General features: G+C 46.6%; 24 protein-coding genes, 1 rRNA gene and 1 riboswitch (1 of these 26 only partly in view). Of the genes, 6 read left to right on the forward strand and 19 right to left on the reverse strand.

The features are described 5' to 3' along the window. Positions 1 to 1,500, reverse strand: a 16S ribosomal RNA gene (locus tag DESGI_RS19370) (it extends 30 nt beyond the left edge of the window). 703 nt (positions 1,501 to 2,203) lie between these two features. Between DESGI_RS19370 and DESGI_RS19380 the strand changes: the two genes are divergently transcribed. Further along, a protein-coding gene (locus tag DESGI_RS19380; protein ID WP_435050875.1) for an IS5 family transposase occupies positions 2,204 to 3,722 on the forward strand; the annotation gives its coding sequence in 2 pieces (ribosomal slippage) (positions 2,204 to 3,457 and positions 3,459 to 3,722; 1,518 coding nt in all). Positions 3,723 to 3,862: 140 nt separating this feature from the next. On the opposite strand, the gene DESGI_RS19385 is transcribed toward DESGI_RS19380, so the two are convergent. Beyond that, positions 3,863 to 4,534, reverse strand: coding sequence for a Crp/Fnr family transcriptional regulator (locus tag DESGI_RS19385; RefSeq protein ID WP_006521624.1), 672 nt, complete (start codon positions 4,532 to 4,534; stop codon positions 3,863 to 3,865). Between the two features lie 442 nt (positions 4,535 to 4,976). Here DESGI_RS19385 and DESGI_RS19390 point away from each other — a divergent pair, with 442 nt between their 5' ends. Then, positions 4,977 to 5,570 (forward strand): pyruvate kinase alpha/beta domain-containing protein, encoded by a 594-nt coding sequence (locus DESGI_RS19390; RefSeq protein WP_006521623.1) that lies wholly within the window; start codon positions 4,977 to 4,979, stop codon positions 5,568 to 5,570. Positions 5,571 to 5,822: 252 nt separating this feature from the next. On the opposite strand, the gene DESGI_RS24875 is transcribed toward DESGI_RS19390, so the two are convergent. The 3 genes from DESGI_RS24875 to DESGI_RS19400 form a co-directional block, all read right to left on the reverse strand. Further along, entirely contained in the window at positions 5,823 to 5,969 is a 147-nt protein-coding gene (locus DESGI_RS24875) for a hypothetical protein (RefSeq protein ID WP_006521622.1), read from the reverse strand. 304 nt (positions 5,970 to 6,273) lie between these two features. Further along, entirely contained in the window at positions 6,274 to 6,906 is a 633-nt protein-coding gene (locus DESGI_RS19395; protein ID WP_006521621.1) for a ferredoxin-like domain-containing protein, read from the reverse strand. A 336-nt stretch (positions 6,907 to 7,242) separates the two neighbouring features. Next, positions 7,243 to 7,698 carry a hypothetical protein gene (locus DESGI_RS19400; RefSeq protein ID WP_006521620.1) on the reverse strand — a complete coding sequence of 152 codons (456 nt, stop codon included), beginning with the start codon at positions 7,696 to 7,698 and terminating at the stop codon, positions 7,243 to 7,245. A 243-nt stretch (positions 7,699 to 7,941) separates the two neighbouring features. Here DESGI_RS19400 and DESGI_RS19405 point away from each other — a divergent pair, with 243 nt between their 5' ends. After that, positions 7,942 to 9,201 (forward strand): SPOCS domain-containing protein, encoded by a 1,260-nt coding sequence (locus tag DESGI_RS19405; protein ID WP_006521619.1) that lies wholly within the window; start codon positions 7,942 to 7,944, stop codon positions 9,199 to 9,201. A 96-nt stretch (positions 9,202 to 9,297) separates the two neighbouring features. On the opposite strand, the gene DESGI_RS19410 is transcribed toward DESGI_RS19405, so the two are convergent. Beyond that, entirely contained in the window at positions 9,298 to 10,524 is a 1,227-nt protein-coding gene (locus DESGI_RS19410; protein ID WP_006521618.1) for an MFS transporter, read from the reverse strand. 283 nt (positions 10,525 to 10,807) lie between these two features. Then, entirely contained in the window at positions 10,808 to 11,893 is a 1,086-nt protein-coding gene (locus DESGI_RS19415; RefSeq protein WP_006521617.1) for a BsuPI-related putative proteinase inhibitor, read from the reverse strand. 389 nt (positions 11,894 to 12,282) lie between these two features. On the opposite strand from DESGI_RS19415, the gene typA reads away from it, so the two are divergent. After that, on the forward strand, positions 12,283 to 14,061 hold the full coding sequence (gene typA / locus DESGI_RS19420; protein ID WP_006521616.1) for a translational GTPase TypA: 1,779 nt from the start codon (positions 12,283 to 12,285) through the stop codon (positions 14,059 to 14,061). Positions 14,062 to 14,346: 285 nt separating this feature from the next. Here typA and DESGI_RS19425 read toward each other — a convergent pair whose 3' ends face one another. The 6 genes from DESGI_RS19425 to DESGI_RS26245 form a co-directional block, all read right to left on the reverse strand. Continuing rightward, positions 14,347 to 15,153 carry a JAB domain-containing protein gene (locus DESGI_RS19425; protein WP_006521614.1) on the reverse strand — a complete coding sequence of 269 codons (807 nt, stop codon included), beginning with the start codon at positions 15,151 to 15,153 and terminating at the stop codon, positions 14,347 to 14,349. Positions 15,154 to 15,291: 138 nt separating this feature from the next. Then, the gene (locus DESGI_RS19430; protein ID WP_006521613.1) at positions 15,292 to 16,077 is read right to left on the reverse strand and encodes a hypothetical protein; all 786 of its coding nucleotides are present in this window, start codon (positions 16,075 to 16,077) and stop codon (positions 15,292 to 15,294) included. Positions 16,078 to 16,305: 228 nt separating this feature from the next. Then, complete coding sequence (locus tag DESGI_RS19435) at positions 16,306 to 16,608, reverse strand: hypothetical protein (protein WP_006521612.1); 303 nt, start codon at positions 16,606 to 16,608, stop codon at positions 16,306 to 16,308. Positions 16,609 to 16,770: 162 nt separating this feature from the next. After that, the gene (locus DESGI_RS19440; protein ID WP_006521611.1) at positions 16,771 to 17,226 is read right to left on the reverse strand and encodes a 2-thiouracil desulfurase family protein; all 456 of its coding nucleotides are present in this window, start codon (positions 17,224 to 17,226) and stop codon (positions 16,771 to 16,773) included. A gap of 46 nt (positions 17,227 to 17,272) precedes the next feature. Next, positions 17,273 to 17,515 (reverse strand): GIY-YIG nuclease family protein, encoded by a 243-nt coding sequence (locus DESGI_RS19445; protein ID WP_006521610.1) that lies wholly within the window; start codon positions 17,513 to 17,515, stop codon positions 17,273 to 17,275. 137 nt (positions 17,516 to 17,652) lie between these two features. Beyond that, entirely contained in the window at positions 17,653 to 17,775 is a 123-nt protein-coding gene (locus DESGI_RS26245; RefSeq protein ID WP_281168063.1) for a hypothetical protein, read from the reverse strand. Between the two features lie 115 nt (positions 17,776 to 17,890). Here DESGI_RS26245 and DESGI_RS19450 point away from each other — a divergent pair, with 115 nt between their 5' ends. Next, complete coding sequence (locus DESGI_RS19450) at positions 17,891 to 18,232, forward strand: hypothetical protein (protein WP_006521609.1); 342 nt, start codon at positions 17,891 to 17,893, stop codon at positions 18,230 to 18,232. 183 nt (positions 18,233 to 18,415) lie between these two features. On the opposite strand, the gene DESGI_RS19455 is transcribed toward DESGI_RS19450, so the two are convergent. Then, on the reverse strand, positions 18,416 to 18,769 hold the full coding sequence (locus tag DESGI_RS19455) for a hypothetical protein (RefSeq protein ID WP_006521608.1): 354 nt from the start codon (positions 18,767 to 18,769) through the stop codon (positions 18,416 to 18,418). A 135-nt stretch (positions 18,770 to 18,904) separates the two neighbouring features. Continuing rightward, positions 18,905 to 20,620 carry a nucleoside kinase gene (locus DESGI_RS19460; RefSeq protein ID WP_006521607.1) on the reverse strand — a complete coding sequence of 572 codons (1,716 nt, stop codon included), beginning with the start codon at positions 20,618 to 20,620 and terminating at the stop codon, positions 18,905 to 18,907. Positions 20,621 to 20,914: 294 nt separating this feature from the next. Between DESGI_RS19460 and DESGI_RS19465 the strand changes: the two genes are divergently transcribed. Then, positions 20,915 to 21,211 carry an AMP-binding enzyme gene (locus DESGI_RS19465; RefSeq protein ID WP_006521606.1) on the forward strand — a complete coding sequence of 99 codons (297 nt, stop codon included), beginning with the start codon at positions 20,915 to 20,917 and terminating at the stop codon, positions 21,209 to 21,211. 349 nt (positions 21,212 to 21,560) lie between these two features. Here the strand turns inward: DESGI_RS19465 and DESGI_RS19470 are convergent, their stop codons facing one another. From DESGI_RS19470 to DESGI_RS19485, 4 genes are all read right to left on the reverse strand, one after another. Continuing rightward, on the reverse strand, positions 21,561 to 22,244 hold the full coding sequence (locus DESGI_RS19470; RefSeq protein ID WP_006521605.1) for a C40 family peptidase: 684 nt from the start codon (positions 22,242 to 22,244) through the stop codon (positions 21,561 to 21,563). Beyond that, a riboswitch (cyclic di-AMP (ydaO/yuaA leader) is annotated at positions 22,245 to 22,375 on the reverse strand. A gap of 173 nt (positions 22,376 to 22,548) precedes the next feature. Further along, positions 22,549 to 23,100: an orotate phosphoribosyltransferase gene (gene pyrE / locus DESGI_RS19475; protein WP_006521604.1), complete on the reverse strand. Its 552-nt coding sequence runs from the start codon at positions 23,098 to 23,100 to the stop codon at positions 22,549 to 22,551. 6 nt (positions 23,101 to 23,106) lie between these two features. Continuing rightward, positions 23,107 to 24,186, reverse strand: coding sequence for a DUF763 domain-containing protein (locus DESGI_RS19480; RefSeq protein ID WP_435050902.1), 1,080 nt, complete (start codon positions 24,184 to 24,186; stop codon positions 23,107 to 23,109). A 91-nt stretch (positions 24,187 to 24,277) separates the two neighbouring features. Then, positions 24,278 to 24,583: a hypothetical protein gene (locus DESGI_RS19485; protein WP_006521602.1), complete on the reverse strand. Its 306-nt coding sequence runs from the start codon at positions 24,581 to 24,583 to the stop codon at positions 24,278 to 24,280. Positions 24,584 to 24,622 lie beyond the last annotated feature (39 nt).

Consider the following 24,622-nt stretch of genomic DNA (forward strand, 5'->3'; position numbering starts at 1 on the left):
ACGGCTACCTTGTTACGACTTCACCCCAATTACCGACCCCACCTTCGACGGCTGTTTCCTTACGGTTAACTCACCGGCTTCGGGTGTTGCCAACTTTCGTGGTGTGACGGGCGGTGTGTACAAGGCCCGGGAACGTATTCACCGCAGTATGCTGACCTGCGATTACTAGCGATTCCGACTTCATGCAGGCGAGTTGCAGCCTGCAATCCGAACTGGGACCGGCTTTATCGGGTTCGCTTCACCTCACGGCTGCGCTTCCGTCTGTACCGGCCATTGTAGTACGTGTGTAGCCCAGATCATAAAGGGCATGATGATTTGACGTCATCCCCACCTTCCTCCGTTTTGTCAACGGCAGTCCCTTTAGAGTGCCCATCTCTACATGCTGGCAACTAAAGGTAGGGGTTGCGCTCGTTGCGGGACTTAACCCAACATCTCACGACACGAGCTGACGACAACCATGCACCACCTGTCTTCCTGTTCCCCGAAGGGAAAGATCATGTTTCCATGACGATCAGGAGATGTCAAGACCTGGTAAGGTTCTTCGCGTTGCGTCGAATTAAACCACATACTCCACCGCTTGTGCGGGCCCCCGTCAATTCCTTTGAGTTTCAGCCTTGCGGCCGTACTCCCCAGGCGGGGTGCTTATTGCGTTAACTGCGGCACTGGGGGGGTCATACCCCCAACACCTAGCACCCATCGTTTACGGCGTGGACTACCAGGGTATCTAATCCTGTTTGCTACCCACGCTTTCGCGCCTCAGCGTCAGTTACAGGCCAGGGAGCCGCTTTCGCCACTGGTGTTCCTCCCAATATCTACGCATTTCACCGCTACACTGGGAATTCCACTCCCCTCTACTGCACTCAAGCCCGGCAGTTTTAGAAGCAGGCTATCAGTTGAGCTGATAGGTTTCACTTCTAACTTTCAGGGCCGCCTACACGCCCTTTACGCCCAGTAATTCCGGACAACGCTTGCCCCCTACGCTCTACCGCGGCTGCTGGCACGTAGTTAGCCGGGGCTTCCTCCAAAGGTACCGTCATTTGTTTCTTCCCTTTGGACAGAGTTTTACAATCCGAAGACCTTCGCCACTCACGCGGCGTTGCTCCGTCAGGCTTGCGCCCATTGCGGAAGATTCCCCACTGCTGCCTCCCGTAGGAGTCTGGACCGTGTCTCAGTTCCAGTGTGGCCGGTCGCCCTCTCAGGCCGGCTACCCATCGCTGCCTTGGTAGGCCGTTACCCTACCAACTAGCTAATGGGACGCGGACCCATCCAGTAGCGGTTTGCACCTTTCTTCATCGAACTATGCAGTTCAATGAACGTATCCGGTATTAGCACCAGTTTCCCGGCGTTATCCCAGGCTATTGGGCAGGTTATCCACGCGTTACTCACCCGTCCGCCACTAGGTTTAGTTAAAAGTAAACTTTTAGCTAAACCCCGTTCGACTTGCATGTGTTAAGCACGCCGCCAGCGTTCGTCCTGAGCCAGGATCAAACTCTCCATAAAAATTTATGCTTCGCGGGTTTGACTGCTTTTGGGTGTCCGGCTTGTTTAACTGGATTACCTTATTGCAGCTTGTGCCCGTTTGCTTTTTAAGTGAGTTTAATCTTGCTCTTTTAATAAATTACTCGTTTATTCGTTTGCTAAAAGCTGCTACCATTGCTATTTGGCTTTGGCTCTGGCTCTTAGATTCGTTTGACGAGGTTTGGTTGGTCGCCGTCGCTTTGTTCGGTCATTGCTGACCAACCACGACTGGCGTCCGTTTTCCATCTCTTTGCACTGTTTAGTTTTCAAGGACCGTGCGGCCGTTATGCGACCGGAATTGTATTGTATCACTTTGGGTCGGTCTGTGTCAAAGGCAATTTATGGTCGGCACTGCAGCTTTATTTGATGTGTACCTGCTATTATTGCCCTGACTTGGTTTGTTGCGCCGCTGTAGTAGCGGCGACATTTGTTATATTACCACTTTGGGGGCTTTTTTGCAATAGGTAATTTAGGCCAGTTAACAATAAATATACATTAGTAAGATGGTAATACTGTATGATAATGATTTGTGGTATGTACTAGCGACTGAATTAAGAATAATTAGGACTTGCTGAACCAAACAAAAACCCAATAAAATCAAGGATTTAGGAGCATATTTGTCGAAATAAGATGCATGGAAAATGCGGTAAAGATTGCAAAAACCGTGCACCTGGAGGCAAAAAATATGTTCCGTAAAGTGGAAAACCAATATTATCTTGAAGAATTTATATTGCCTTTTGAAGGCAAATTAAGAGCTGATAACCGCTGGGTAAAACTAGCTAAAATTATCCCCTGGGAAAGCATCGAAGAACGCTATGCCAATCTTTTTCCCAGCAACCGTGGACAGTTGGCTAAACCCGTCAGAATGGCCCTTGGTGCCTTAATCATTAAAGAGAAATGTGGCTATAGTGACCGTGAAACAGTGGAGCAGATCACTGAGAATCCGTACTTACAATACTTCATCGGTCTAAGGGAATACCATGATCGGCCACCATTTGATTCTTCACTAATGGTCCACTTTCGTAAGCGTTTTGGCTCTGAAACCCTAAAAGATATCAACGAAGAAATCTGTCGTGCCGCCAAGAAAGCGGAAGAGCAAAAGAAGGACGATGACAACAAGCCTAAACCACCTTCAGGTGGCAAAAAAACGCACGCGAAAGAACCAAATAGCCCAAAAAGCAAAGCCTCTTCTTTTGAGGTATATCCGGCAAACAAAGGCAAACTCATCTTGGATGCCACCTGCGCCCCGGCAGACATACGCTACCCCACTGACTTATCCTTGCTTAACGAAGCTAGGGAGAAGTTGGATAACATTATCGATCTCGTGCACAAGACTCTTGGTAAGCCAGGTAGAAGACCACGTACTTATCGTCAAATAGCTCGTAAAGCCTACCTTAACATTGTTCACAACAGAAAGCCTGGTAAAAAAGCTATCCGAAAAGCCATCGGCAAGCAGCTGCGCTATGTGAGGCGCAACCTAAGTGCTGTAGACCGCCTACTAGCTATGGCCGGTGATAGTCATGGTCTGAGTCAGAAACAACAGGATACATTGCGCACCATACGTATGGTCTATGAACAACAACTCCATATGTATACCTACCGCAAACACAAGATAAATGATCGCATTGTAAGCATCAGCCAGCCGCATGTGCGTCCCATTGTCCGAGGTAAAGCCACAGCTGATGTCGAGTTCGGCGCGAAAGTCGCTATCAGTATGGTAGATGGCTACGCCTTCGTGGAAACGCTGAGTTGGGATGCCTTCAATGAAGGAGTAACCTTGCAAGAATCGGTGGAATATTACCGCCAAAAGTACGGGTACTACCCTGAAGCCGTTCAGGCAGACAAAATATACCGGAATAGGGAAAACCTGCGCTTCTGCGATAGATATAACATACGGCTCAGTGGACCACGGCTAGGAAGACCACTGATTGATAAAAGTACTACAGAGAGAACAGAGACGCATAGAACGGCAAGATGCCAGCGAACGCAATGCTGTAGAAGCGAAATTCGGAGAAGGCAAGCGTCGCTATGGATTGGCACGTATTATGGCACGTCTAAAAGAGACCGCCGAAAGCGTGATCTGCCTGCAGTTCCTAGTAATGAATTTGGAACGTAGGCTCCGTGTTCTTTTGTTCTTTTTTATGCGGCGTCTGTTTCGGTATAATCTGGGTTTTCAAGAACCGTTATTATACTGTTTTAATTAAAATAAGTTCGGTTCAGCAAGCCCTAATTACAAACCCAACCCATAATCAAAATGAAGCATATTGTGCTCATATTTGGCGCTATTATTTTTATGAGTGGTCTTAGCGGTCAAAAAAAGACCGGTATACGCTCTACCGGTCTTTTATACTACCCATTTAGCCAGTTTGTCAGGGTAAATAACTCGTATCGCCCTGCCTTCATAAATTATGCTTTTCTCTTGTTTAAAAGTATTCAGCAGCGAAGTTACCGTCTGCCTTGACGTTCCTACCATATTGGCTATTTCTTCGTGAGTAATGTTTAGATTTAAGCTGGTTCCGTTATTAGTCTGCTTCCCCATTTGTTCCCCCATCCGCATGAGCATCAGGGCTAATCTACCGGGAGCCTGCCTGCAAACCAGTTCATAATTGATGGCTTCTGCCTCACGCATCCTGGCACCCAGTAATTTGGCCACTTTAATAGATAAAAAGCTGTGCTGTTCCATCAACTCCTCAAACTTTTTCTTGCTCATCATTACCATGGATACGTTACCTATGGTACAGGCAAAACATGTCCGGTTTATGCCCAATATTGTTTCTGACAGACCCATTAATTCCCCTGGATTGCGAATACTGCCCACCGCAACTTTCCTGCCCTCGGCGGATAGCCTGTAAATGTTTACCCATCCGCTCTCAATTAAATATACCCGATCGGAAATATCACCAACGGCAAATACCGTATGCTTTCTGGGGTAATGTACAGTTGTGCCCGCCTTCCTGACAATCATCTTCTCCATGTCGTTTAACACCAGATTTGACCTTGATATGCTGTCACTCATAGTTATTCCTCCATTATATAACTGCATCATAAGCTAAATGCACTTCGGATCGTTGAGATGCAATGCTTATTTCCCTTACAACAAATGCGTAATTGCAATTATTTTAAAGAATCTTTAAATTTATATTTTTTTGAAACAATGGAGACATTGACCCTTATTAATTGCTCAGATGGCAACGATCATTAATTTTTTAGCTATGTCTTTACTAATACAGCCAAAAGTAATTTACTTGACATAAAAATTATATAATGCATGATATTTTTTGGCCAATTTTAATTTATAATTTTATTCATAATCGCTGCTTATAAATAGTATACTCCCCTCACCGAATTGCTTTTCCCGCTTAAGTGAACCCTTTCATTACATTATATGGTTATAATATAATAGACCTGATTATATAAAACTGAAAGGCTTCGGCCGCTAAAAATGAAGGGGGATGCTTATGGAAGGCAAGATAGTCTACTTTGAAAGTATCAAAGATGAAAACACTGACACTACCTTTGAACTAGCATTGGAAAGAATCAAAGCCCTGGGCATTGATAAAATAGTGCTGGCATCTACAACCGGTGCTACAGCCCAGAAGGCACTGGATTTTTTCGGGGATAAGGGCGTCCAATTAGTGGTAGTCCCACATCAGTTTGGTTTTATCCGCAAAGAGAATCCTTTCCCCCAAACTTTAGTTAAAACACTTCGGGAATCCGGGCATGAGGTACATTTTGGCACTATGCTTTTCCATACCGATGGCTTGTACGGATCCACTACGCCTACAGTGATGGCCAACCTACTGCGCTGTTTCAGCCAGGGGGTCAAGGTATGCTTTGAAATTGTGCTCATGGCTGCAGATGCGGGACTCGCGGCCAGCGGTGAAAAAGTGATTGCCATAGCGGGCACTGGCCGGGGATCAGATACCGCGCTGGTCATGCAAGCGGCCACCTCGCAGCAAATTAAAAAATTAAGGGTTAATGAAATTATCTGCAAACCACTGAATCCACTGAACATTGAGGAGTTGCGGGAGAAAGATGATAAAAAAAAATAGAGTTTTATGATTGCTAAACACGGGACCCCTTAACTTGCCCTTATATTTTCTAACATCCATGATCATTTAATCATAAAAGCCTCCGGAACTAGCCCGGGGGCTTTTTCTCGCAGGGAATACTCCCTCTTGCCTTATTTTAGGCTATCGGAAGCTGCAGAACTGTCCCCCTGCTTCCACGGTGCCGATCAGGTCCCTCATTGCTGTATTACCGAGCGTATTTATTTTGCCCTCGAAAATTTGGTGAGCAGCATTTTAGCTGCGAGAACCTTTATACATGTTTTCCAAATCCTTGCTCGATATTTTACCCATCTCTTCAGCATTCAATGTTCTCAACTGCTCGGATTTTACCCGTCTCAAGTTCCCTGCTTTAACAGCGCGCATTTTACTTGCCTTAACCATGTATGTCTCCTTCCCGTATGATTTACAATTATCATTCCCCAGGTTAATGTTTTTCTACAACATGCTGCAAGATGTACATGCGTTTCGTTGGCTAAATATTACGAGGTGTTTATATTAAAGTTCGATAAGCTTTTGACAAACCGAAAACATAAAAAAGCCAGAAAGCCATCACTATAACTAGATAACTCCCTGGTTGTAATTATATTGGGGAAATGCCTAAATATAACTTTTAATGGAATTTTAAAAGTTTTACAAAAGTCCGGTGGCAAAAAACAACGACTGTTTTTCCCTGATCCTTTACTAACTACTTCAGATTAATTTTAAATTGTTCTATGCCTATTCTATTTATTACAGAAGCCAACCTTTCTTTGGGGTTAGCGTTATTTTTATATACTGTAATAATGTGTTCGGTATAATTGATTAATTCCTCCGAAGTTATATCTTTATCCAGCAGCTCCCCCAAAATTTGGTTACCACCTTTACCACCGATATATAGTTTATAGCCATTCTTAGTCCCTACAAAACCTATATCGCTGCATCTAGCTTCCATACAGTTTCGAGGACAACCACTAAAAGCTATCTTAACTGCATTTGGCATATCCTGACCGGAAAATTTCTTATCTATAGATAAACCATCATTCAAGGCTTCTTGTAGTGCAAACTCGCATAAACCACCGGGACATGTCTTTACATTGCGAACAACTGGTCCTACAGGGGCTATACCTAAACCGACTGAAGCCAGTTCTTGTCTGACTTGATCCACTTTATCCTCGGCTGTTAAAATCACGATATGCTCACCAGTTGTAAATTTGGCCAGGCCAGCTCCTTCGTTTACTAATTGAGCAATTTTAAGTAACTGTTCCCCATTAACTAACCCGCCAGGTGTAGCAGGAATGACGGCAACTGCACCATTTGTTTGTTTTACAATACCTTCCAACTATAATATCCTCCTTATTAATAACTTACTCAAGGCAGGATATAACAAAAAGATCATCATGACTATGATGTGCATCACACTTTGTCTATAATTTTGGGAAAAGCATTGGGGCATAAAGCTTTAGCACAGAAGGATCTTTCATTAATTCACATAAGAACCGTGTCACTAAAAAATAATCACAACCGCCTTTGAGTACAATATATTGTTACATGGCACATCTATCAATTATTAGATGTTCAGGTATTTATGACTCACCCAAAAGGAGAGTACAATATATTGAATGCAATAAGTCCGCCCTACCCAATCAGTTAGTTTAAAAAAGTTTAAGCCTGACCCCTATTCTTCTTCAACGGTCCATTCTTCGTCCCAGTTCATAATCTTGCTAATCCTGCGTGAATTACGGTTGATAAAATTGGTGGCGAATTGATCTGCGTCCTTTTCGGCTTTTTCATCATTATTAGTTAAATAGTTTGTAGCTGCCTGAAACCGGTGTCTGAGCTCGTGCACCAGGGCATGCAAAGAATATAACTGCTTACTGTGCACATCATCCCCGTCATCTGTCTGCACAAATATAAAAATATAAACTGCATCTGAAGACTCGTCATAAATCCCTTCCAACTCGCCGCTAAACTCGTCCAGAGCAAAATTAAAGCATAGGGGATAGAATTTAATGATATCCAACCGCGTTTCATACACCACTACGGTGCGCGGTTTGTAATCTTTGCCTAATAACTTGATGACGGCCTCAATTTGTTTGTTGGTGAGTATGTTTTGATTGTTAATAATTTTCATATTATTTACCTATTTTTGTAAAGTTTGTAACATTTTTTATAAATATTGATTATTATAATTTAAGTAAGGTTCCGCTGTCCATATGGAAAGGGTGATCCTTATGCCTGCAAACAGTCCCCCTGGAACGTTTAAATATCAGATCAAGGCAGAGGATACTTTGTATATTTTAGCACAAAAGTATCATGTTTAGCATATATTTGATTAGTATATAATTTTTTTTAAGGGAGGGGGAATCTGAAAAATATGCCCATCCAATATTTCTACAACGAGCCCGATAATGTTTTATGCGTTAAAATAAAGGTTCCAGTGGTCCTGGCAGAGACAGAGGTGCAAGTTATAGTAGACAACATCGCCACTTTGCCTGAATTTACGCAAAAAATTGATCACATTGACGCACGCCTGCAGGACTTTGAAACCAGGCCCATTTTCATTCATGAAAATGGTGACAGGTGGATTAGCGTGATAGAAGAGGAAGGTTGGGATAGGTTCGGCTGGCACTGGCACAAACACCGCCAACCCTTGGTAAAAAAGGTGCTGCTGAGCGGCACACTGCATAAGCAAATTTATTACGTGGATAAAAACGACCATGTCAAACATGTGGGAGAAGACATACCGTTTACCAAGGATGTAACCCTGGATGTGGCTCAGCCCGTAGTTAACGAGAATGACGTCTTTGTCCAACTGCATCATAAAAAAATTGACATGCGCTGGGATTTAAGAAAAGGTTCCAGGCTGTCGCAAACCGGAGTAATGATTTTCCGTGTCAAGGTAGTTGAAGAAAGGCAAATTTTTGTGCAGGTTTGCCCGCAGTTAAACGAGAGGTGTCCCCACAGAGTGAACCTCCTCAGAGACAGCAACTTTGCAGCCTGGGGCACCAACACCGTCCCCATCTTTTGGAACGGTAACAATATACTGCACTTTGGCAGCGTGCTGCTGGGGGCTGATCCCAGCGAGCCGGCTGCTCTGTTTCAGACCATTGACCAGTTTTTCCCATATGCATCCCCCAACTGCCAGTACCGCCTGTGCTTTGACGCCAAAGAGATCCCGGGTTACAAGGAAGCGCAATCAGGTACGGCATCCTATACTCTAACAGCAGAACTTGTATTCCTGGACCAATTTGGCAATATTATAACCACTGAAACCCAAAGCTGGAATGCCAGCCAGATTTCGGACGAAACATTCACCAACTACTGTTTTAATGCTGTTTCACCCGAGGAAACAAGGGAAGCGTTGGTTCGCTTTAACTTTGAACCCATTAATTCAGGTAATTATAACAGAGGTTTTTTACCACCACCGTGCAAACCATCACCACCATGTGTACCACCGCCGTGCGAACCACCACCATTTAAACCACCGCATCCGCCGTATGTACCACCGTGTCCACCAGCGCCACCACCATGTATACCGCCACCGTGTCCACCACCCGTGCCGAGCGCGCCGGTCAACACCAGCGCAGTGGTCATAAATAATGTCAGCCTTATGTGCACGCGGGAATTAACCTGAGCAGATTAACGACGTTTTTACCAGCATCAGAAAAGCAGCAGAACCGACCCCGTGCCCGCATGCCCATTTTTTAGCCCGCTTTAAAGCCACTCCCGCCTATTGAGGCGGGAGTCCGCCGGGCGAGTTAATGATGGAATAACGTTTTCTGCATGACTCTTTCTTTCCGTGTACTAAATAGTATAACAAGACACACGCCAATACAATAAAGGCAAGTGTCATATACAACCCGCGCAAACCAACTACAGGGGTTACATAACCCTGCAGGAAAGGTCCAATCCCCACTCCTCCATCCAGGCAGACAAAAAAAGTTGATGTTGCAAGCCCGATGCGGTGCCGGGGAGATTCCTTGATGGCAATGGCCTGGGAGCAAGATACAAGGGTACCGTATCCAAGGCCGACCAACGCCCCTGCTGCCAGGAGAGTGAAACCATGATGGGTTTGACTGAGTAATGCCAGGCCTGAAGCAAAAATTATCAATGCCGGGTAAATAACCGGATTTGCACCTTGCACATCAAACAACCGGCCGGTGAACGGCCTTGAAATTAAGATGAACACAGCATATACAATGAAAAAGAAACTTGCCCCTTCAATTAAATCAATTTCCCTGGTATATGAAGTAAGAAATGTCAGGATTCCTGAGTAAGCAAAACCCATGACAGTTATCATGATTGAAATGGGGATGGCTTTGACCTCAAAAAAGTTTTGCCATTTAAACCCTTGCATAGCTTTATACTCTTCCTTATTTATCCTGGCTTCGGGAATATATGCAAATAAAGATATTATAATATTAATTATTGAAAAAAAAGTGCAAACTTCAAATGCTACTATAAAATCTGTATACCGGCTGATAATAACACCCAGAAAGGGTCCAATGGCCATAGCCAGGGTCGCACTCATGGAAAAGTAACTTGTTCCTTCACCCAGGCGCTTTCTGGGAATAATATCCATTACAATTGTTGACATTGCCGTTGCGCTAATGCCAAAGGCCGCCCCGTGTATAAAACGAACCAACAGAAGCAAGTTCAAATTCGCCACAGCAAAGTATAACAGCGTAGCGCATAAGAATAAAAATAATCCTCCAAAAAGCATTTTTTTACGGCCAATGCTTTCCATGTATTTTCCCGCAAAAAGCCGGAAAAGCAGCGCGCCTATGATAAATATGCTGGAAGCAAGACCTGCCTTGCTTTGTGAGGCATTAAATTCCTCAATAGCATATACTGCTATGTTGGTCATTAATAAGAAAAAAGTTAAAGCCACAAAAAAGTTCGCCGCGGAAATTATCACAAAATCCTTCGTCCATAATTTGGGTTTGGCCTGATTCATTTCATCTGTCTCCTAAATTCATTGATGTTATTTCTTCCAGACTACTGTGATTTTTTAGTTTAGCAGATCTAGCATCTTAATGCCAGACAATATTTTAGAAACAGTAATTATTTTTCCCCTCATGAATTCACTACCGCCTTAATATAAATGTTAGAGAAATATTCACCGCTCTGCGAAGCGATACCCCCTACATCCACAGCCAGTGAAAATAAGCCGGAATTACCTTCCGGCTTATTTTCATGGCAAATTTGAGCGGCATCAGTATACTGATCCCGGTAACCGGTTAACTGATACAGGTCAACTCCACATCGTCTATCCTTACCCTGGTTCTATTGCTTGACTGGGGCCGGAATACAAACCGCAGCTGGATGCCCCTTGTGCCCGCGGGCAGCGCTCCGGTTTCGAAGGAATACTGCCGGTAGGCATTGTCAGGCAGCCGGTCGGGCCTGAAAACCGGGTCCACCCTGCCAATTTGGCTGCTCTGCTGGTCAAGGGAGTGTACCGAAACCTCCAGAGTGTATTTACTATTTTGCCCCCGCACATTTTCCATAGCCCAAAAAGCAATCCGGTAAGAACGCCCGGGCGCAGCGCCAACAATCTGGGCCAGCAACGCCTGGTTACCGGGTCTGGTGCCCATCTCCGCTGCATACCTGCCGGAACGCTCCAGGGTAGCTCTGTTGACGTTCTGGGCCGACCACCCTGCCGGAGTTGTGCTATCCACCCAGTTATCCAGGCCGGGGTTAATCAGCATATTTGATCTGGAACAGGTGTCGCCATCCGCAATAATCGTATCGTTAGTTTTAAGCACCTCCAAACCGGTATCCACATAATGATCCCTTAACTCCCGGGACCGGTCGTAAGCCCTTAATATATACGGGCCATGCCGTACATGATCCCCTACCCGGTCGCATAAATCCCACTTGCCTCTATAGGTGCGGCATTCCCCCGGCTGGAGCAGCATGCTTCGCCTGCCGCGTTCATACCTATTTTTTTCAGACCAGCGCCAGATATCCCTTCCCCCACGCAAGCATTTAAAATCATATAAACATGCGTCATCGTAGCGGAGTCTTCTGGGCACATCGGAAAGGTTGCAATAGCTGAATATAATGGACACCTTTTCACCGGGACGAAAACGTTTGCGCCCTGTCCGCAAATCAAAACGTATACCATCGTGATACTTGTAACGGCCCCATTGTTTAGGATAGTCATAGTAGTCATATTCATAATCGGGAATATAAATCCGCCGTCCCGGCCGCATATCGTCAAAATCATAGTAATCATTGGCCTTATATAGCCATCGCTCCGGTATGCCGTAACGACCGGCTATCCGGCCCGGGGTATCACCGTCTCTGATTAAATGAACAGGCATTGTCTATCCCCTCCTTCATAAAATAAATTACCTTACACCTGCTCCCAACATCCACATTCCTTTAATCACAGGCCACTCACGAACAAGGATTAATAATCACAATGCTTACCGGCTACCGGCAATTGGCAATCATATGCTTATATAAAAGCCGGTTAACTTATTTTATGTTTAACACCGTGAAAAGTGCCTATTGAAACGCCGGGGGCGGTGGACAATTAATTATTAGTTTGGGATTGCAACCGGTAAACAACGCTAATTAGCGTAACCTTATTGCTTGACGCACAGAATAAATATACGCCGCCCCTTCAGGTACTGTTGAAAAGAACGCCAAAAAAGAGTAATATCATGTAGGTAAATAAACATTCAAGGTGCCAGGAAGGGAATACTGTATGAATAAAAATTTGATTCGCAATTTAGCCATTATTGCCCACGTAGACCACGGCAAAACCACCCTGGTGGATGGTATGCTCAAACAAAGCGGCATATTCCACGAAAAGCAGGTTGTGGAGGAACGGGTTATGGACCGCAACGACCTGGAGCGGGAACGGGGCATCACGATTATGGCCAAGAATACTGCGGTGCAGTACAGCCAATACAAGCTGAACATCGTAGACACCCCCGGCCACGCCGACTTTGGCGGCGAAGTTGAGCGTATTGTCCAAATGGTGGACGGGGTACTTTTGTTGGTGGATGCCTTTGAGGGCCCCATGCCCCAGACCCGCTTCGTACTGCGCAAAGCACTGGAGGCCGGGCTGGCCCCCATTGTTGTAATAAATAAAATAGACCGGCTGCACGCCCGTCCCAAAGAAGTAGTTGATGAAGTGTTGGATTTATTTATTGAGCTGGAGGCCAGCGATGCCCAGCTGGAGTTTCCAGTAATCTACACCAACGCCCGGACCGGCACGGCCACTTTGGAACCCGACACACCGGGGACGGATTTAAAACCGCTTTTTGACATGATTGTGGAAAATATACCCGCGCCCGCAGGGGATCCGCAGGCACCCCTGCAGCTGGGCGTCACCTTGATTGATTACGACCCGTACCTGGGCCGCCAGGCCATAGGACGCATCCATAACGGCATCATTCAAGTGAAAGAGGAGGTAGCTGTACTGAAAGCCGGTGGTGAAACGCAGCGCCAGCGGGTAACCGGGCTGTTTGTATTCAGCGGGCTGAAAAAAATACCCGTGGAGAAAGCCACCACCGGGGACATTGTGGTGGTAACCGGCCTTTTGGATATTAATGTGGGCAACACTATAGCCGACCTGGAAAACCCGGTGCCCTTAAGTTTTGTAAGCATTGACGAACCCACCATGGCGGTGGCCTTCCACGTCAATAAAAGCCCCTTTGCCGGGCAGGAGGGCACATACGTTACCTCCCGCAAACTGGGCGAAAGACTGTTTCGGGAACTGGAGTCAGACGTCAGCCTGCGCGTAGCCGGCACGGACACCCCGGATACATTTCTGGTATCAGGTCGCGGCGAACTGCACCTCTCCATATTGATAGAAAACTTGCGCCGAGAGGGTTATGAGTTTGAAATTTCCCGCCCGCAGGTGGTAGAGCGGGTTATCGACGGAGTAAGAAGTGAACCGGTGGAAGAACTGACCCTGGAGATACCTGAAGAATATGTAGGCATTGTTATGGAGCGCCTGGGGTCCCGCAAAAGCGAACTCATTAACATGCAACACAAGGGCGATGGCCTGGTGCGCCTGGTCTTCCATATACCCACCCGGGGCCTATTTGGCTATCGCTCAGAATTTATGACCGATACTAAAGGTCTGGGTATTATTCACCATGCTTTTCACCATTACGCCCCCTATCAGGGCGACATCAATACCCGCTCCAGGGGCTCGCTGGTAGCCTTTGAAAACGGTGACAGTACAACCTACGGGCTGGAAAATGCCCAGGAGCGTGGCGAATTGTTTGTCGGCCCCGGGGTGCCGGTTTACCGGGGCATGGTGGTGGGTGAACATTCCCGGCCTGGGGATCTGGTCATCAACGTCTGCAAAAAGAAGCAATTATCCAATATGCGCAGTTCCACCTCCGAAATTTCAGCCAAACTGACACCTCCCCGGCCCATGAGCCTGGAACAGTGCATGGAATTTATCGCTGATGATGAGCTGCTGGAGGTAACTCCCAAATCATTGCGCATGCGTAAACAATCATTGTAAAACAAAACCGTGTAAAACGAAGCAGTACCACTGGCACTTTGCCGGTGCCAGGTGTTGAAAGGTTGAAAATTTGGAAGCTATAAATTGGAAGTTGAACGTTGAACGGTCGCAGTGGAGATTGATAATGTTTGTTCAATGGCCTTAGTAAGTAATTTTCGCTGCAGTACTAGTTCAAATCACGATAAGCAAAGCGCGAAAAGGCAGCTGCCCATCGCCTCCTGGCCAACCAGGTGCCCGCAGCTGCCTGTTTTTTCACATCTTTTACTTAGCCCACCCGCCGGTTTATTACCTACAACAACTAATTTTATACTCACCTGATATAATACGCTTTTGGAACTCTTCACCATAAGGAATAACGCCCTCGGGGTGCAATCTTATTTTTTTGCCGTCCTCCAAGTTGGACAGTATATTAATTAAATAATCAAGCAAAATATCCCCGGAGCGCAGTTCATCCAGCCGGGCCGTAAAACCAGCGTCCACGGGTTTTAATAAAAACAACCGGGCCAAATAATGCTTATTATAATAATCGCTTAAAAACGCCAGATTTTTGGCCAATAAGTCATTTAGCACATTGATGGTGTCATCATATTCCAGCACCGCCGCTATTTGCGTTAAAAAGCAATACAAAAATCGTTTAATCTCTAAGCCATTGATATGCAAACCTCTATTAACGCAAAGATCCATTTCCGACAACGACCGTTTTTTGTGACCCGTAATCACTACATGATCCAGCAACTTGACGCCCAGTAACGCCAGCTGCCACTTTAACAGTTCGGTGGAGGCGACATCGTCTTCGGAAGGAATGACCTCACCATGCCAGGGCAGTGTGGGGTGGTTGTGCACAACCATCGCTTCTTTAAATAATATCTTATAAACGCTGATCATGTGGATGATGCTGCATATTGAAGGTGCCACCGCGCAGGTTTTACTGCAGCATGGCCCACACAACACCTGTATATTATCATTTTCATCATACAACACTAAAACCGCTTGTTCTAAAAACCTGGTGCTGATTCTCTTGACTTCCTCAATGCTAAAAATATCCTCAGCTTTGCGCACCGGCTCGCAGGTAGCCTTTTTTACGGGAAGCACTTTTATCCCTCGCTTCCTTAACCAGCATCCCTACTGCAGTATAAGTTCAATCAATGCTACTTTTTTACATCTATCATAACATGTGCAAAGCAACATAACAATATTTTTTTGAAAATATGTAAAGTAATCACTATTTTGCTATTTACCATCTATTTGCACAGCGCCATCTTCTATACCCGCTTCAATACCGGCAATACCTGCAGTAATGGTATCATGACAATAGCGGGCCGCAGCGGCGCCCCTTTGCAGCAGCAACATTAACTGCTGCCCGGGCAACCCAACATCCGCCGGGCGTAAGCGCACGTCCTCCATTAACAGTGCCAGCGCCCGGGGATCCCTGGCCAGCTCAATAAAAATCGCCTCAGCCAGTTCCCGGTCAGCCAGGGCCCGGGGCATTTCCAATACCCGGTGATCCCCCCCGGGGCCACACAGGCAGCGCACCCAGGCCGCCCCAGCCGCACCACGGGCATCCTCCATAAGCGCCTCCAGCATGGCAGCGCTCTCTCGCAAAAGGTTACCGACAGGCGTGTGCATAACCACCCGGGCCTTTTTACCTGCCGACTGTTTTTGCACCTCCAGCAGCACGTCCAGCAGCCATTTTAAATCACTAAACTCGCCGACATCCGGCAGCCAACGGGCTAAATCACTGTGCAGCAAATTTAACAGCGCTCCATACTCCTCCCAACCCAGCAGGTAATCCACCAGCTTGTCCCGCTGGAAACACCTGCTCATGGCTACTACCTGTTTTTTTAAAGGTAGCCGGGACAGCAACACCAGGATTTCAGCCCTTTCGGCCAAAACCCCGGGGGCCTCGGCCCGCCCGGCCCACTGCCCGGCCAACCAGGGCTGTTCGGCGAGCTGCCGATCATCAATCTGCCGCTCATCCTGGTTTTGCCCATTAGTAAATTCATCTTGTACACTCAATTTATAACTCCCTCTCTCCAGCTGGTTATATGCCTCAGTAAACGTGGTTATGTCAGGGATTATCTGACATGCCTGCGATATAGCACGCTTAACTCAGCCCAACGCCGAGGTGGTGTCGGGGTTTCAGCCTGTCGTAATTATGCACCCATAACGACTAACCGGCTATTTAAGGGTTGGTAAATTACCTCTCCCTTCCCAAGCCCGGGACGGGGCTTCCCGATGGGGGAGCTAAAAAACCGCCCGGGCCAGATTGCCCAGCAGGTACAATACGGCCAGGATACAAACTCCATAACCGACAGCCCGTTCGGTCAAGGTTTCCTCTTTTTCCAGGGCGTACATCACTTTGTCCACCAAGTTAAATTGGAGTCTTTGCTGGCCGCAAGCATTGCTATTAACTGCTAAATCTGCTTTAATGTCCGTCCCAAGCTCATTTGCAAGGTCAATAACAAGCTCCGCTGCCAGCCCGGCTTTATGACCGGTTATAGCCACCGGCCGCCCATGTGTTTGCCCCAAAGCCGCATTTGTTTGCATAAATACACCCCCGGCCCAAATGGTTAGAACAACTGTTTGCTATTATTATATGCCCGGGGATGGGACACGTCAATAGTATCCAATTAAATAAGAACATATATTCCTCAAACTGCCCGCCGTTCATAAAATCAGGACCAGGGGCTCCCCCAAAGGACAGTTGGCTTACTTCAAATTCTTATAATTCTCCTCCGAGAACACGCGTATACCCTCCTTCACCAGCAAAGCTGCGGTACAGCCGCAGCCGGGAATCCTTCGACCGCTAAAAGTGCCATCGTAAATCATAGTACTGCCGCAGGAAGGACTGCGTTCTTTTAAAACAGCAACCCGGGCACCTTTTTTTTGGGCTATAGCCAGCACCTCAGCGGCCCCCTTTACAAAAGCGGCCGTTGTGTCCACACCCCGATTAGTCAGCACTTTAGCTTTACCATCAAGCACGTCAAAGCCATTACCGCCAATTATCTCATTGGGATCCCTGGGCACAGACAGCCCGCCCAGCACCTCCGGGCAGACTGGTATAGCCTTGCCCTCCTCCACCAGCTTGCGCAGGGCTGGGTAATCAAAACCATCACCTGTATAACGACACTTTTCCCCGGCCAGACAGGCACTGATAATTAACATTGAGAACGTCACCACCTTTCTCACTTCCACTGCCGGAACCGCCGGGTCAAACCTGGTCCGCCAGCCTTATTTTTTCCAGCCTGGGCAACTTCTTGATAGCCATCTCCCTCTTCAGAGCACTGCTTTTGTCCGGCAACACCTCATAGTACGCCAATTCCACCGGCAACCGGGATCTTGTATATTTGCTGGCCTGACCCAGGTTGTGCTTCCGCAGCCGCCCGGCCAGGTCTGTTGTGTAGCCGGTGTAATAAGTACCATCGGCACAAATTAGTATATACACATAATACATTGGCACACCTTTTACCTTTTATGTTTTACCATTTATCATTTACCTTTCATAATTTATCTTTCATACTTATCATTTAAATATTTATACCTGCTGTTTATTGCCGCCTCGGAGAGCGAATATCCAGATCACAATATTTATTATAGTGCACATACAATAAACTTCACTATTTTAACCGCTGCCTTCACAGCATGGCCACCGTCCTTTAATTTACCTGTTGTACTACCGCTGGCAACCGGCTTTGTTCCAAGCAAACCAGTCAACTATAATACCCCCCCAAACTTCAAACACAGTAGGGGGGGTATCTGGTAATTTATGCTAGAAATATATGGACATGTATGGTAATATATTACAAATACTACCATAGGAGATGGTTAAATGATCGACATGGTGGAAGAGTATATTAAATATGATGTAACACCACTTATACCAGCCTTAAATGAATTCACCGCCTATGTTCAGCAGGCACTGATCGGTATCAACCACAGCGAACTTAACGACCGCTTAATGCTGGAAGCCACCATATACGGCAACCTGGTACAAACTTTGGATAAATACGGGCTGCGCACATTCGGCCTGGCCACCGCCATACGGAAATATTTAAACTATTTTGTGGTGGAGGTAATAATTAACGACCCCGAGCCCAGAATAATTCGAGAGATAAAAATACCCATTAGGTGGGCTGCGGAACAACAAAAGCCAGTGAAGACATTGTATTAAACAGTAGCAGGTTATGTGGTTAATAAAGCCGGCGATACCTGCACAAGGCATCCCCTGCCTTGAATGTGAAAACAATCCGCCGGCCAACTTATCTGCTATATATAACTGTCTGATGGCGGTTATATATAGCGCTGTTTCACACAGCAAGGCAGCCGCCAATTGTACGACATAATCATTTGGCACTTAGTTGTCAATTTGCATAGCTTTTACCACTATATAATCCGCATCTCCCGCACCCTTTACAGCAAGGGTATCCTCTTTTTCATCCCAGGCCAGCTGCACTTCAGCACCACCGGCACAATTGATACTTTTTAAATCCACCCTGGCCTGGCGCATCCAATCTTCGGTAAGATGCACAAAAACCAGCTCAAATAAATTGCTGCGGAAAAATTTAAAGCGCGACTCCCCTACCAGCTTGTAAAATATCGTTACATCTTTGACTTGCTCATTAAATACCTGCGGGTCAGTTAATTGAAAACTAATCTTACCTATCTTTTCCATTTCTTCAGTTAACAAGCCAGCTATGTCAGCGGACATAAAGTCTCCCTCCTCCTAAATTTTACCTTAGACATATTGCCCTAGAACTTAATATCCCTTGGCCAATACTTAACCTCTATACGCTTCAATTCCTGCCACCGCCGGCAAAAACAACAAAAAACTATTAAGCCGTTACTAGTATTTAAAACAACTGCCCCCGATGAATTCCCTGACGATGGAATTTGAAGGCACCTCATCGGATGCCAGTGGCAAAAAATAGCCCAAAAAGCGCTTTAGGCGCCGCACCATGGCATATTCGCGGTTCTCCCGGCCAACCATGTTTAAAACCGGTTCCACATGCCCCTTGAGCACTGCCAGTTCGTAAATCAATGATGAGTTAAACATGAGATCCGCGCTTTCCTGGAAAGGGAAAATGTGCCGTTCCTCACCGCGGCGCACTGACGGCCAGCGATGAATGGTCTCAGTGGCTGAATAGCCGCGATTGTAATAATCCCGCACTGTCCTGCGCAATATTCGAAGATAGGTAGTAGGAATCCAGTTATGATTATCCAGGTTCATTTGGGTAAGGGCACTGACATATATTTTAAATTTCCGTCCCTTGGGAATAGAAGTAGTCAGCCGGTCATTCAATCCATGTATACCTTCTAGAATAAGCATGTCTCGGCTGCCCAGCTTTAAAGTTTTCACCCTGTCACTGCGCTTGCCGGTCAAAAAATCATATGTCGGCATCTGAACTTCTTCACCCTGAATTAAAGCAATTAAATGTTCATTGAATAATTCCATATCGATAGCCTCAAGGCACTCAAAATCATAATCCCCATTTTCGTCACGGGGAGTCAGCTCCCGGTCCACAAAATAATCATCAAGGGATATGGGCACCGGCCTGATACCGTGAATGCGCAGCTGCACTCCCAGGCGCTGAGAGAAAGTCGTTTTACCGGAGGACGAAGGCCCGGCAATAAGTACAATACGAATTAAATCCAGGTTTTTAGCAATTTGATCGGCGATTTCCCCAATTTTCTTTTCATGGAAGGCCTCAGCCACCCGGATTAAATCGCCTCCCCCGCCCCTGGCCACCAACTCATTAAGCTCCACCAGGTTATGCACATCCAAAATACGGCTCCATTTTTCCGATTCATAATAGATATTAGCCAGTTTACCCTGCTCTATATATTCAGGTATCAAAGTAGGGTTTTCCTTGCGGGGTAGTTCCAAAATAAAACCAGGCATATAATACCGCAGCCTGAATACCTTAAGACGGCCGGTATTGATCACCATGTTGCCATAGGTGAAATCATTAAACCAGCCACAATTATGCACCCAGATGGAGGAGGCCTTGCGGTAACGCAATAAATCCAATTTATCCTCCTGGTTAGAGCCTTCTAATAATGAAGCCAGCTGGTCCCTGGGCACCCGGTTAATTAACACAGGATCATCGGCCTGCACAATTGTCCGCATTCGTTCTTCAATTTGTTCCACATCGGTTTTATGCAGGCGGCGCTGGTAATCAATCTCGCCATAGACACCATTACCAAGGGTATGCTCCATCCTAACCTTACACCCCGGCAAAACTTCACTGGCGGCCCGCACCAGCAGCATTACCATACTGCGGGTATAAACGCGCATGCCATCAGTTGACTCCAAATCAACAAATTCAATGGTACTATCCTGCCGAATAACCCAATCAAGCCCCACCAGCACATTATTAACCATCACGGCAACCACGGGGGATCTGCGCTCAATCCGGTCATATTTTAGTAAATCAAGAGGTGAAGTGCCGCATGGTACTTCAAAGGACCCGGCACCGTACATATCAACCTTTACCAGGCCAACATCCCCGGCAACATCCTGGGCGACATCTTTGCATAATGCATGATTATTTTCTTTCACATCTACCCATTCCTTTCCTAAGGATGAAAATGTTATTAATAGTTGTGAATCATTTTTATAGCTGCGTTATTGAACCCATGTATAGATATTCACATACTATTCCTTGTGTGTACACGATATCATAGCACCATGGATAATTCAATAATCAGTTAACCAGTGAATCCATCCAGAAAGCCTTGTCCGCTACCATTCCCCCCAAATAATTACCATTCGGCGAAATCATCTTGCCAAATGAGTGACAAAGTAGTATAAATATTATAAATATTCTGTTAAATTGCCAAAGGAGTGAATCCTATGTTAAATACATTAACCCCCAGCGACCTTGTGATGCATGTGCGCAAATTGGAGCGAGCCATTAATAAACATCCCCACGTGGCAGACGCGGTGGTTATCTCATTTAATACAGCATCCGGAACCAGAATTAAAGCATTTGTCGAACCGGCTGATCCGGTGCCCACACCTGAGAGCATCAGACAGTTCTGCTATAACGACTTGGTTGGTGAATTGCCAGTTGACTTTGTTTTTAAAAGCATCCCCCGCACTCCATCGGGCAAAGTAATCAGACAGCAATTGTTAAACGGAAAGGCCTAAACCATGCCCCAACCGGGTAAGCACCTTGAGCCCAAATGCACAGACATGGTCCAGGCGCAGCCTAAACCGCGTGCCGGCACAACCGCCCGGCCGCCTATTCCAAGGCAGCCAAGAGTGCCAGTCAAGGACATGCGCCAATTCAGTAAAAAATATACCAAAAAGAAATAAGAAAAGCCCGCCTTGATTAAGGTGGGCTTTATTATTACAAGCCTTAGTATATTGGGGTAATTATTACGGGTTTTACTTTGAATGTTTTAACTTCATTGCCGACCAACCCGTAGTTTGTTTATTATTTGCATCATTATTTTTAGCTGTTGACTTTGCAACTCCGCCTTGTGCTAATGACTTTTTACGAGGGTATAATCCTGGAATAGCCCAACAAATGATCTTTCCAATACGATCCGTAAACCGAAGCAATGGCAACCCCCTTGCCTGAGGTGGCACTGATAAACTTGTCATTGCCCAAATAAATGCCGACATGAGTTATGTAACTGCCGGTTTTGAAGGCCACTAAATCACCGGGCTTGGCTTCGCTTGCCGATAGGACTTGTCCCGCATTATACTGTTCACCGGCGGTACGGGGTAAATCAATGCCAAAGTGAGCAAATACATACTTTGTGTACCCCGAGCAATCAAAACCACTGGGCGACCCGCCGGCCGAAACATAGGGCACGCCGATGAAGGAGCGTGAATAATCTAGAATTTCATCAATACGATCGCCACTTCTGGATACCGGTTGAACCGTGTTTGCCTGGCTTGCCGTGCCTGCCTGGCTCGACTGGCTGGTTTGATTAACTGCGTTGTTACTGCCATCAGGCACAACCAGTAATTTTTGACCGGGATGGATGGTGCTGGAACCCAGGCCGTTAAGGGACATAATTTTTTCAACCGTGGTACTGTACATGCGGGAAATTTTCCACAGGTTATCTCCCTGGTTGACTGTGTAATAAGTATTGGCCAGGGATGGAGCGGGTAAAATGAACAGGGATGCCCCCAGTGCAAGTGAAGTAATAAACACTTTTGCCTTGGACATGATGCCTCACTTTCCACACCTACGAGGTTAGCTGACGGGTTAGGGCCGAAGTGATAGCCCCATGCTGATTGCATTTCACCCCAAAACTGGTTCCCCCGCTTCCCCAGAAGGGAACTCGGTGACAAATTTTTTATACGCCTCCCTTAATTAGGCTTACTGCCTAATTTTATGTGTTTTATATTAACTAGTCAAACAATCAAACATTCATTTTGCCAAAATAACTCGATTTTATACATAACAGCTGCCTTTTTTAACCTATTTAGCAATTAATAATCGAAAGCTGTTACAGATCCTTAATGCTTGACTACAGACCAAAATCCGCAGCGGTAAACACAGGCTCCACTTTAACCCCCATCTCTTCCAAGTTTTGAGTACCGCCTTCCTGTCTATCCACCAGCACAATGGCCTTGACCACTTCGCAGCCGAGTTCCCGCACGGCCTGCACTGCCTTAATCACCGATCCCCCGGTGGTGATAACATCATCGACAATAACCACCCGCTGCCCGGGCTTAAGGGGCGGCCCTTCTATTTGCTGTTTGGTACCGTGCTTTTTAGCTTCCTTGCGTACAATAAATAAAGACAGGTCAAGACCCCGCCGGTAAGCCTCGGGCCCCAGAGCCCCCACAATGGGATCGGCTCCCATGGTCAGCCCGCCCACTGCTTCCACATTTTCACCCTCAAGCATATCGCAGATAATCTGAGCAATTAAATAAGCCCCCCGGGGACTCAGGGAAACCTTCCGGCCATCAAAATAATAATGGCTGGTTTTGCCCGAAGAAAGTACCACCGGCCGGCGTTCAAAAGCCTGACTGTCCAACAATTCTTTAAGCGCTTCACGATTATTTATTTCGCACACCTCCAGTTATGAGCTAAAACCCTTTTGCAGTTTCGCCAGGCGTCCCAGCGCGTCCAGCTTGTCCCTTTCACCAACCCGCACCCGCCGCAAGGCGGTTTCCAGCATATCTATGGTACGGTCATAATTTTGTCTATCCACCGGATAGGGATGACCATCTTTACCTCCATGGGCAAAAGAATAGCGCACAGGATCCCGAAAGCTGGCCCGCACACCGTACACCACTTCCCCCACCAGGGCAAAAGCTCGCACCGTAGCCGGCCCGACCCCCTGGGCGGCCAGCAGTTGCTCATAGTTCTCCGGTTGCAGATCATACAGACGGCGCAATGTCTTTTCGATCCGTCCAGCCTGGGGCACCGGGTGAGCAGCCGGCAAACTAAGACTTGCTATTTGCTCCTTGGGTAGGGCGGCAATTTTTTTCAATGCCGTGATAATTTTTTCCGGTTTCTCTTGGGTTTGAAAAACCGACGCACTGCGGGCCCGGTCACTTTCCCTGGATACCATATTGAGTACATTTGACCCACTTTGCCCGCAAACAGCGACATGGGGTTCCTCGACATAGCTCAGCAAATTATCACTGAGCCAGTGATAACGCCTGGCCCAGCCATTTTGGCCATCCATACCCTGCTGGACCACCGCCCAGCTGCCATCAGCGGTAAACATAAAAAAATGCTGGTATATCTGGTAGCCGTCCTGCACTGCCGCCGAATCCACCTTGGCACACATCCGGCTGGCATACTGCAAATCAACCACATGGTCCGGCAGCGCATACCGGTCAGTGTAACTGGCTATTTCGTGGGGCGTTTTGCGAGAGACCATCGCCTTACCCCCGGCAAAGAAAATGCCGGCATCTTTTTGCCGGGGGGCCATGCCCTGCTTCAAAGCACCGCAAAGCACCGTGGTTAGCCCCGAAGAATGCCAGTCAAAACCCACTACGCAGCCAAAGGCCTGAAACCAGAAAGGATCGGACATGCGGCGCAGCACTTCACGGGGCCCGAACTCTTCCACCACCGCCTCCACAATGGCCGCACTAAGGCGCACCATCCGGTCAAAAAGCCACCGGGGACAATGATGCCCATGCAAAGGCAAATTTGCAATACCAGTGCGCATTTACTCACCTCCCCAAACAGGTGTTTCATTTATTGTAACCTGCCGGGGTTAACCTGTCAATCACAGGGCATTATTGGGACATGTCCACAAAAATAGCTTCTTCTTGAGGATCAAACCTGGCTTCATAATTCCCCTTTTTACCTTCCAAATCGAAAAATTTAAAGATACCCCGGGCTCCGATTTTATTCTTGTTGAGTAACAGCCCGCCTTCATTCACCGCTTTAATCCTTAACTCCTGGGTATCCCTGTCATAAGCCACTTCAACCCGATTACTGCTCAGCTTTGCGGCCAATTTCACTCCCAGTCTGATATGATGTTTGGTAAAAGCAACTACATTTTCCCTGGATGACCTCGGTTTATAAACTTCAAACGCCAAAGCAAATACCTCCTACTATATTACTATATTTAATTTATT

This window comes from Desulfoscipio gibsoniae DSM 7213, from assembly GCF_000233715.2.
GTDB classification, from domain to species: domain Bacteria; phylum Bacillota; class Desulfotomaculia; order Desulfotomaculales; family Desulfallaceae; genus Sporotomaculum; species Sporotomaculum gibsoniae.